The organism is Enterococcus sp. DIV0774, assembly GCF_050539095.1.
Lineage (GTDB): Bacteria > Bacillota > Bacilli > Lactobacillales > Enterococcaceae > Enterococcus > Enterococcus faecalis.
Window position 1 is genome coordinate 2,283,296 of record NZ_CP172923.1, and the last position, 9,205, is coordinate 2,292,500.

Annotated in this window: 12 protein-coding genes (1 of these 12 only partly in view); all 12 read right to left on the minus strand. The window is 38.8% G+C overall.

Features of this window, described 5'->3' with window-relative positions:
• Positions 1 to 2: 2 nt before the first annotated feature.
• Positions 3 to 491, minus strand: coding sequence for an acetyl-CoA carboxylase biotin carboxyl carrier protein (accB, locus tag IGL86_RS11035; protein WP_002359384.1), 489 nt, complete (start codon positions 489 to 491; stop codon positions 3 to 5).
• Between the two features lies 1 nt (position 492).
• Positions 493 to 1,728, minus strand: a complete 1,236-nt coding sequence (gene fabF, locus IGL86_RS11040; RefSeq protein ID WP_010776117.1) for a beta-ketoacyl-ACP synthase II — start codon at positions 1,726 to 1,728, stop codon at positions 493 to 495.
• Between the two features lie 18 nt (positions 1,729 to 1,746).
• Entirely contained in the window at positions 1,747 to 2,484 is a 738-nt protein-coding gene (gene fabG / locus IGL86_RS11045) for a 3-oxoacyl-[acyl-carrier-protein] reductase (RefSeq protein ID WP_002356283.1), read from the minus strand.
• A 3-nt stretch (positions 2,485 to 2,487) separates the two neighbouring features.
• Positions 2,488 to 3,417 (minus strand): ACP S-malonyltransferase, encoded by a 930-nt coding sequence (gene fabD, locus IGL86_RS11050; RefSeq protein WP_010823944.1) that lies wholly within the window; start codon positions 3,415 to 3,417, stop codon positions 2,488 to 2,490.
• A 32-nt stretch (positions 3,418 to 3,449) separates the two neighbouring features.
• Positions 3,450 to 4,406, minus strand: coding sequence for an enoyl-[acyl-carrier-protein] reductase FabK (fabK, locus tag IGL86_RS11055; RefSeq protein ID WP_025193940.1), 957 nt, complete (start codon positions 4,404 to 4,406; stop codon positions 3,450 to 3,452).
• Positions 4,407 to 4,542: 136 nt separating this feature from the next.
• Complete coding sequence (locus tag IGL86_RS11060; RefSeq protein WP_002356278.1) at positions 4,543 to 4,770, minus strand: acyl carrier protein; 228 nt, start codon at positions 4,768 to 4,770, stop codon at positions 4,543 to 4,545.
• Between the two features lie 52 nt (positions 4,771 to 4,822).
• Positions 4,823 to 5,788 (minus strand): beta-ketoacyl-ACP synthase III, encoded by a 966-nt coding sequence (locus IGL86_RS11065; RefSeq protein ID WP_033625363.1) that lies wholly within the window; start codon positions 5,786 to 5,788, stop codon positions 4,823 to 4,825.
• Positions 5,789 to 5,803: 15 nt separating this feature from the next.
• Positions 5,804 to 6,244 (minus strand): fatty acid biosynthesis transcriptional regulator FabT, encoded by a 441-nt coding sequence (gene fabT, locus IGL86_RS11070; protein WP_002362455.1) that lies wholly within the window; start codon positions 6,242 to 6,244, stop codon positions 5,804 to 5,806.
• Positions 6,245 to 6,633: 389 nt separating this feature from the next.
• Positions 6,634 to 6,864, minus strand: a complete 231-nt coding sequence (locus tag IGL86_RS11075) for a YkuJ family protein (RefSeq protein ID WP_002379802.1) — start codon at positions 6,862 to 6,864, stop codon at positions 6,634 to 6,636.
• A gap of 100 nt (positions 6,865 to 6,964) precedes the next feature.
• On the minus strand, positions 6,965 to 7,855 hold the full coding sequence (locus tag IGL86_RS11080) for an NAD(P)-dependent oxidoreductase (protein ID WP_002359377.1): 891 nt from the start codon (positions 7,853 to 7,855) through the stop codon (positions 6,965 to 6,967).
• 72 nt (positions 7,856 to 7,927) lie between these two features.
• Positions 7,928 to 9,151, minus strand: a complete 1,224-nt coding sequence (gene bgsB / locus IGL86_RS11085) for a cell wall glycolipid biosynthesis glucosyltransferase BgsB (protein ID WP_002389260.1) — start codon at positions 9,149 to 9,151, stop codon at positions 7,928 to 7,930.
• Between the two features lie 46 nt (positions 9,152 to 9,197).
• Positions 9,198 to 9,205: the final stretch of a cell wall glycolipid biosynthesis glucosyltransferase BgsA gene (gene bgsA / locus IGL86_RS11090; protein ID WP_010707123.1), read on the minus strand. 997 nt of this gene lie beyond the right edge of the window; the window shows 8 of its 1,005 coding nt (coding positions 998-1,005); its start codon lies beyond the right edge, outside the window; its stop codon occupies positions 9,198 to 9,200.

The following is a 9,205-nucleotide window of genomic DNA, read 5'->3' on the forward strand; positions in this document are numbered from 1 at the left end:
TTTTATTCTCCTTTAGCAACTCGGAATAGCGGCTGACCAAATTCAACCACATCTTCATTGTTGACTAATATTTCAGTAATCACACCGTCAACTGTCGCCGTAATTTCATTCATTAATTTCATCGCTTCAACGATACACACAACGTCACCCGTTTTAACAGTGTCTCCTACTTTGACAAAGTTCTCTTTATCTGGTGCTGGTTGTAAATAAACGATTCCTACAATGGGTGACGTAATTTCTTCTGTCTTTTCATTGGCTGTCGGTGTATTGGTTGGCGTTTCTTCAGCTACAGAAACTGTTTCAACAGGCACTGACACACCACTAGCGGCTACTGGTGTTTCTTGTGGTTGCGCCACTGGTTCTACGGCACTTCGTCCAGAAACTGTATTTTTATTCATATATAATTCAAACGAGCCTTCTCGTAAATCAAATTCGGTTAAAGTTGATTGATCAAATTGTGTTAATAATGCTTTTACTTCTTCTAACTGCATGTTAATCCTCCCAGCGTTTTAAGCAAATAACTGCATTGTGGCCACCAAAGCCTAGCGAGTTACTTAAAGCATAATCAAATTTATGCTCTTTGCTTTCGTTTAAAACAACGTTCACCGTAATTGCTTCATCTTGATTTTCCACATTAATGGTTGGCGGAATAAATTGATGTTGTAAAGCATTTAGGGTAGCAATTCCTTCAATTCCACCAGCGGCACCTAAGAGATGTCCCGTCATACTCTTCGTACTACTTACATACGCCGTTTTTGCGGCATCACCTAAAGCCAATTCAATTGCTTTAGATTCTGCACTGTCATTGGCTTGTGTGCTTGTTCCATGGGCGTTAATATAGCCAATTTTTTCTGGAGAAATCCCCGCTTCTTCCATTGCTAGTACCATGGCTTTCGCTGCGCCGCTCCCATCTGGTGTTGGTGATGTCATATGATAGGCATCGCAATTAGCACCATAGCCAACCACTTCACCTAAAATAGTTGCGCCTCGTTCTAGAGCATGATCTAATGATTCTAAAATAAAGACACCCGCACCTTCTCCCATCACAAATCCACTACGTTCTTTATCAAAGGGAATTGAGGCTTTTTCTGGGTCAGTCGCCTTTGTTAAAGCGGTCAAGGAAGCAAATCCTGAAATACCGATTTCTGTAATAGGCGCTTCTGCTCCACCAGCAATAATGACATCGGAGTAGCCATGTTTGATATTGCGGAACGCTTCCCCAATTGAATGAGTTGCACTAGCACAAGCCGTCACTGTTGACGTACAAATTCCTTTGGCACCAACACGTAAAGCAATATTTCCCGCCACCATGTTTCCAATCGCCATTGGAATAAATAACGGTGCCACACGTTCAGGTCCTTTGTCGTGCATCCGAATTACTTGATTTTGAATTGTTTCCAAACCACCAATCCCGGAACCCACCATGACGCCAAACCGATCCACATCTAGTTGACTGGTATCCAAGCCACTCATAGCCATTGCTTCTAAGGCCGCATAAATGCCAAATAACGAAAACTTATCCATGCGTTTGCCATCTTTTTTAACAAAATATTTTTCCATTGGAAAGTCTTTCACTTCAGCTGCTAAGGTGACACCTGTTTCACTAACATCAAATTTACTAATCGGTCCGATACCATTTTCCCCTGTTTTCAAACTTTCTAAAAAAGTCTCAGGTTCATTGCCAATCGGCGAGGTGACACCGTAACCGGTAATAACTACTCGATTCATCCTTTTGACTCCTTTCGTTTATCCGTGCATGACTAAGCCGCCATCAACATTCACGACTTGCCCAGTAATATAGGGACTTTTAGCTAAGAAAATCGCTGTAGCTGCGACATCTTCGACTTGCCCAAACGTTTGTAAGGGAATTTGCGCATTCATTTGTGTTTTAACTTTTTCCGATAAAACATCCGTCATTTCTGTTTGGATAAACCCTGGTGCAATCGCATTGCAGGTAATACCGCGCGGCGCAACTTCTCGTGCCACCGATTTAGTAAAACCAACGACACCTGCTTTACTCGCAGCGTAGTTTGCTTGACCAACATTTCCCATTAAACCAGAAACGCTAGCCATATTAATAATCCGACCACTTCGTTGTTTCATCATACGTTTAACCGCTTGTTGGGTCATGTTAAAAGTTCCTACCAAGTTAATATCTAAACAGGCATTAAAATCCTCTTTTGTCATTCGTAATAATAATTTATCATTCGTAATCCCAGCGTTATTCACCAGAATATCAATCGAGCCTAATTGGTCAACGGTTGCTTGAATCATCTCACCTGCTGCATCAAAATCGGAAATATCTCCAGAAAGGCCAATACATTTTACCCCAAAGGCTTCAATTTCTTGTCGTTGTTCTGGCGTAATCTCACTCCGACCGTTTAAAACAATATTGGCGCCCTCTTTCGCAAAAGCCAACGCAACTGCTTTGCCAATCCCACGAGTGCTTCCAGTAATAAATACGTTTTTCCCTGTTAATTCCATTTTTTACCTCCCAGTAAGTGCTGTTAACGTTTCTGTTAATGTTGCAACATCTTCCACACGGTGCATTTCAATTGTTTTGTCAATTTTTTTAACAAAACCAGTTAATGTTTTCCCTGGACCAACTTCAATCATCGTTCCCACGTTCATAGCCTTCATCGTTTCGATACTGTCTTCAAAACGTACCGCAGACATGACTTGCTTTTCCAATAACGCTTGAATTGCCTCTTGGGACATAATTTCGGCAGTCGTATTACTAATGACAGGAATTTGCATCGTTTGAAAGTTCAATTTTGCTAAATCCTGAGCCAATTTTTTTGATGCTGGTTGTAACAGTGCCGTATGGAAAGGGCCACTCACATTTAACGGAATCATTCGCTTCACACCAGCTTCTTTGAGAAGTGTCATCGCTTGATCAACAGCAGCAACCTCACCACCAATCACGATTTGTTGTGGTGTATTATAATTTGCTGGAGCCACAATTCCGAAAGCACTGGCTTCTTGGCAGGCTTTCTCAATTACTTCACGCTCAGCATTCATGACAGCAACCATTTTGCCAGTTCCTTGTGGTGCTGCTTCTGTCATGTACTGACCGCGCTTTTGGACCAAGGCCACTGCTTCTGAAAAACGCAAAGCCCCGCTGGCAACCAAAGCGCTATATTCCCCTAAGCTTAAACCCGCTACGACATCAGGCGTTAGTCCTTTTTGTTGCAAAAGACGGTAAAATGCGACACTGACTGTTAAAATAGCAGGTTGCGTATATTCTGTTTCATTTAAACGTTCATTTTCAGTAAAACAAAGTTCTGCCATCTCATAACCTAAGATATGACTTGCTTCATCGAAAGTTTCCCGAACAATCGCTTCTTGGTGATATAATTCTTCACCCATCCCTTGATACTGGGCTCCTTGTCCACTAAATAAAATCGCTGTTTTCATACGACACCTCATTTTTTGTTAAAATTATTCACTTAGCCCCAACGCTGATTCATCTTATGTACAATCGCTTTGCATTCAGACATGAGTGAATCAATGATTTCTTGGGCTGTTTCTTCTTTTTTTATTAACCCGGCAATTTGTCCCGCCATGACGGAACCGTAATCCATATCCCCGTCAACGACAGCTTTGCGCAAAGCGCCTTGACCAATCTTTTCAAACATTTCTAAATCAGGTACTTCTTTTTGAAGTTCTTGCTTTTCTAATTGATTATATTGAGCGGTTAATTTATTTTTTAAAGTACGCACTGGATGGCCAAAATGTTGACAGGTAATTACTGCATCTAAATCACGTGCCTTTAAAACTTTCTGTTTATAGTCTGGATGAACGTTGCATTCTTTTGCAATTAAAAAACGTGTGCCTAACTGGACTGCTTCAGCACCTAACATAAAGGCCGCAGCCATACCACGACCATCACCAATCCCACCTGCTGCAATCACAGGAATTGACATAGCGTCAACGATTTGCGGTAAGCCACTCATAGTGGTTAACTTGCCAATATGTCCACCCGCTTCCATTCCTTCAAAAATGACAGCATCGGCACCAATTTTTTCCATTCTTTTTGCTAAAGCAACTGAAGGAACTACTGGGATTACTTTAATGTTATGTTCTTTAAAACGAGCCATGTATTTGGCTGGATTGCCTGCACCTGTCGTTACGACAGGAACCTGTTCTTCACAAACCAAATCGACAATTTCATCGACAAAAGGTGAAAGTAACATAATATTGACACCAAAGGGTTGTTCCGTTAATTCTTTAACTTTTTTAATTTCTTTTTTTACGACTTCTTTTGGGGCATTGCCGCCAGCAATAATCCCTAATCCACCAGCGTTTGACACGGCACTTGCTAATGAAGCATCGGCTACCCAAGCCATACCGCCTTGAAAAATGGGATAATTGATTCCAAGCAACTCACATAACTGTTGATTCATTGATTTTATACGTCCTTTAGTTCTAAGATAAGTACACTTCATTCAAGTAAAAAAGGATTTTTCCGGCTTATTTACTTGTTTTTTTAGGGACTGGGTCATTTAGCAATTAAATGTCCCAGCCCCCTATTTTCATGTATTAGTTTGCTTGTTGTTTTTCTACATATGTTACTAAATCTTGAACGGTTTGGATGCCATCTTCTGTTTCGATTTTCACATCAAATTCATCTTCGATTTCGTTAATGATTTGGAATAAATCTAAGCTATCCGCATCTAATTCTTCTTGAATGTTTGTAGTTAATTGTACCTCTTCAGCATCTTTTCCTAATTCTTCTACGATAATTGCTTGAATTTTTTCAAATACCATGTGTATATTCCTCCAAAATAGTCATTTTCTTCATTTATATGTGAACAGTTTTTTACAGCGTTAGGAGCAGTGAGCCCCATGTTAAGCCGCCGCCAAATCCTGTTAGCACCACGCGTTGTTGGGAACCTAAAATTAAGGTCCCATTTTCAACTGCTTCATCCAACAAGATGGGAATGCTAGCAGCTGAGGTATTGCCATATTTATCCATATTCGTTAAAAACTTCTCGCGGGAAATCTTCGTCTTACGTGCAATTTTATCGATAATGCGCACATTTGCTTGATGTAGTAGAAGATAATCCACGGTTTCGTCCGTCACGAGTGATAAAATATTTTGTGAAACATCTTTAATCGCAAAATCAAAAATACTACGTCCTTCCATCTGTAACGTCTTACTAGCCGGCTCTTGTCCCTGATAAAAAGGACTTTCGTTGATCGTGTAGCCTGAAGTTAAAGCCGCCCACCGTTGTCCATCTGCTTGTAATTTTTCATTTAGAAAATGCGGTGTCTCAGCCGCTTCAATCAAGACGCCGGCAGCCCCATCACCGAAAAGTACCGCTGTGGAGCGATCGGTCCAATCCAACATTTTGGAAAATGTTTCACCACCAATTACTAGACCTGTTTGATAACGACCACTTAAGACTAGTTTTTCTGCCATGCTTAAGGCATAGACAAAACCAGAACACGCTGCACTGATGTCAAAAGCAAAGGCCTCAGTGGCGCCAATTGCGCCTTGCACTTGGCAAGCAACAGAAGGCATATTGAAATCTGGTGTCACTGTTGCAACTAAAATAAAGTCAATCTCACTTGCTTGCTTTCCAGATTTTTCCAATAACTGTTTTGCGACTTGATGACATAAATCAGACGTATTTTCTTGCGTAACGATGCGACGTTCACTAATGCCTGTTCGCGAATGTATCCATTCATCAGAGGTATCCATCATTTCACTCAGTTGGTGATTCGTGACACAATTCTCTGGAACATAACGGCTTGTACAATTAATTCGTGCATAATTCTTCATGGGGATCCTCACTTTTTATTTGTATTCTTGCAAGAAATCATGAAGATTTTTTAGTGCTCTTAACAGCGCTTGTTCTTCTTCTTGCTCCATGCCTTTCAAAATGTTTTTAACCATTTCACGATGAAAATGCTGATGGACTCTAAAAAGTAATTTTCCTTTTTTAGTTAAGCCAAGCTTTACTACACGTCGATCATCTTCACTACGCAAACGTTCAACATAGCCTTTTTTAACTAAGTTGTTAATCGCTACAGTAAGTGTTCCGACGGTAATTGACAGTTCCTTGGCTACTTCTGAAGACGTTTTTTTCTTGTACATACCAATTGCTTCGATTGTGTGCATCTCCGTAATGGATAAATCATTAAATTGTGATTTTTTCAATTCAGATTCTTCAATCGTTAAGATGTCATTAAAGACACTGACTAAGTAATCGTTGACTGTTTCTAAATTAGGTTCCATTCTGTGCACCATCCATATACTTTGATTATCAAAACATTTGATGTTCAAACTATATCGTAAATAAGCAAAGAATGCAAGAGAATTTTCTATATTTTTAATGAAATATTCTTCAAATATTTCAAAAAAGGCGTATTTTCAAGGGACGAGGCTTTTAAAAAAAGGATCAATTACTTTGATACCCAAACTATTTTCACAGAAAAAGGAAAGAAGTGCAACTAAAAAGCATCACTGGCACTCCCCTGATTGAGAAGTGCCAGTGATTTTTGTTATATAATTCTTAAACTCCCACTAAGCTATTGCTACAACTTGACTGGATAATACGAGAAGAGAGTGAACCAGAAGCTTTGGTGCTTCTACTCCACTCCCTTATTAAAATGTAGGACGATTAATTATTGAATTAAGTCGTAAATTTCCATTGCTACAATATCGATGTTATCGAATTGATAGCTTTGGTGCGTATCAGATTCTGTTAATTCAAATGTTTCTGTTGATTTATCAAAACTTACAATACATTTCTCTACGCCTTCACGTTCAAAGCGGCGTACTTGTACTTCATTATCTGCTGCTTCGATCATTGCTTCCAGTCTCTTAATAATCGCCACAAGTTGTGAATGTTTCATCAGTGGGCCTCCTTTTGCAAACTAGTTCTGTACCATTGTAACAAAACATTGCCTAACTTGCATGATTTTTCGTCATTTTTTTTGATTTTTTTGTTGTTCTTTAATTTTTATTCGTTGGTTGCTTGCCATCTGTCCACCAAAGCTTAATTAAGGCCTGTGTGCCATCATTTTCAAACCCTTTATCTGCAAGGCTTTCATATAATTCTGTCGCTTTTTGCGTCGCTGGCAATGGAAGGTCAAGTTTTTTTGCTTCATCTAACGCAATCTTTAAATCTTTGATAAAATGTTTAACAAAAAAGCCTGGCGTATAATCTTCTTTTAAAATACGCGGACCATAATTACTTAATGACCAGTTCGCAGCACTACCACCACCGACTGTTTCCAGAACTTTTTCTAAAGTTAATCCTGTCGCATTTGCATAAACGAGCATTTCAGTCAACCCGGTCATTGTGCCTGCAATCATTAACTGATTCGCCATCTTAGTGTGTTGCCCTTTTCCAGCTGAGCCGTGTAGCATAAACGTTTTACCAAATGTTTTGAAAATTGGTAAGACGGTCTCATAACTTTCTTGATCGCCACCAACCATAATTGTTAAAGTACCATTTTTAGCACCTAAGTCACCACCAGAAACTGGCGCATCCAACGCATGAGCACCCACTTCTGCTGCTTTTTTGGCAATCTTTTCAGCCAAGGTCGGCGTACTTGTGGTTAAATCTACTACTATTTTACCTGTAAGATCTGCTTGAAAAATCCCTGTTTCATTAAAATACACGCCTTCAACATCTGAAGGAAAGCCAACCATTGTAAAAATGATATCACTCGCTTCCGCAATTGCTTTTGGCGTATCATACCAAACTGCTCCTTCAGCAACTAAATCATCTGTTTTACTTTTTGTTCGATTGTAAACATTGACAGATAAATTGTTTTTCATCATGTTACGAATAATTGATTTCCCCATGACACCCGTTCCAATAAAGCCGATTTTAGACATAGTAGCTTCCTCCGTTCTTAAAATAAAAAACTTTCCTCCTTCAGTATAAACGAAGGAGGAAAGTTTTGCAGTTTATTTTCTTAAAGATGTAAATTTTACTTTAATTTTTTTAATTGAGTCCGCATTTTCTTTTTCCATTTGAAGTTGATCAAAGTAAATCAATGTATCTTGATAAAATTCAATCATTTTGTTGCCAAAGTTTGTAGAAGAAATTTCAAATAATTTTTCATCTAAAATAGTTTGGTCCATTTTAATATTTGCTTGTATATAGTCAATCAATGTTGGGGCAAAATCACTGTCTGTCTTAAAAGTTTTGCCTAAGCTTTCATGATCAAATAAATTATTTAAATAGGCGTTCCCTTCTGCAACACATTGAACACCAGCAGCCATCGCTTCTGTATAAGTTAAGCCTTGTGTTTCCGACGTTGAGGCGCTGACAAAATAGTCAGCAGCTTTATAATAAATCGCGACTTCTTCATTTGGCACTTCACCCGTAAATTGAACGTATTCACTGACTTCTAGTTCTTCTGCTAATTCTTTTAAATCCTCTAAATAGGGACCATTTCCAACTATTACTAAACGAGTTTGTGGTAATTTTTCAATAATTTGTGGTAATCCTTGAATAATTGCTTGAATATTTTTTTCATAAGAAATTCGACTTAACGATAACAACATAATCTGTTGCTCTTCAATACCTAGTTGTTGACGCATTCCAGCGATCATTTCTTCAGTAATATCGGGACGTAAAAACTTATCAATTTCGATCCCTGTTGGAATAATTCTCATTGGTGCGGTCACTCCATAATCCCGTAATTTTTCAATTACACGTTCACTGGGACAAACAACACCTGTCGTATGATTTGTAAACACTCTTGAAAAGAATTTAACATGTGATGGACGGACAACTTTTCCTTTAGCAATATAATGTAAGTAATCTTCATACATCGTATGATACGTATGGATGACAGGAATTTTCATTTTTTTCCCAACCATTTTCCCTAAAATACCCGCACCAAATTCAGTATGTGTATGAATTAAATCTAATTCCAATTCTTTGGCAATTAAATAGGCGTACCACATGCCGCGAACCACTACTCGGCGATCTTTAAAAGACACGAATGGCACACTAGGCATTCGTATGACATCTTCTTCAAAATCAGTCGCGTTAGGATCGGTTGTCGTAAAAATATACACTTCATGGCCGTGCTTTTCTAATTCATCTTTTAAGGTCTTAATAGAAGTCGCTACCCCACTCACTTGCGGGAAATACGTATCAGTAAAAAAACCAATTTTCACTCTCATTACCTCCATTTCATCTAACAATAACTGCCTTCAATATTTGTTAAGATA

Bases quoted from the DNA above. Each gene is read 5' to 3' on its own strand.
- IGL86_RS11065 (WP_033625363.1), bottom strand. From the start codon at position 5,788: ATGAAGAATTATGCACGAATTAATTGTACAAGCCGTTATGTTCCAGAG.
- fabG (WP_002356283.1), bottom strand. From the start codon at position 2,484: ATGGAATTAACAGGGAAAAACGTATTTATTACTGGAAGCACTCGTGGG.
- fabF (WP_010776117.1), bottom strand. From the start codon at position 1,728: ATGAATCGAGTAGTTATTACCGGTTACGGTGTCACCTCGCCGATTGGC.
- fabD (WP_010823944.1), bottom strand. From the start codon at position 3,417: ATGAAAACAGCGATTTTATTTAGTGGACAAGGAGCCCAGTATCAAGGG.
- fabT (WP_002362455.1), bottom strand. From the start codon at position 6,244: ATGGAACCTAATTTAGAAACAGTCAACGATTACTTAGTCAGTGTCTTT.
- accB (WP_002359384.1), bottom strand. From the start codon at position 491: ATGCAGTTAGAAGAAGTAAAAGCATTATTAACACAATTTGATCAATCA.
- IGL86_RS11060 (WP_002356278.1), bottom strand. From the start codon at position 4,770: ATGGTATTTGAAAAAATTCAAGCAATTATCGTAGAAGAATTAGGAAAA.
- IGL86_RS11075 (WP_002379802.1), bottom strand. From the start codon at position 6,864: ATGAAACATTCACAACTTGTGGCGATTATTAAGAGACTGGAAGCAATG.
- IGL86_RS11080 (WP_002359377.1), bottom strand. From the start codon at position 7,855: ATGTCTAAAATCGGCTTTATTGGAACGGGTGTCATGGGGAAATCAATT.
- fabK (WP_025193940.1), bottom strand. From the start codon at position 4,406: ATGAATCAACAGTTATGTGAGTTGCTTGGAATCAATTATCCCATTTTT.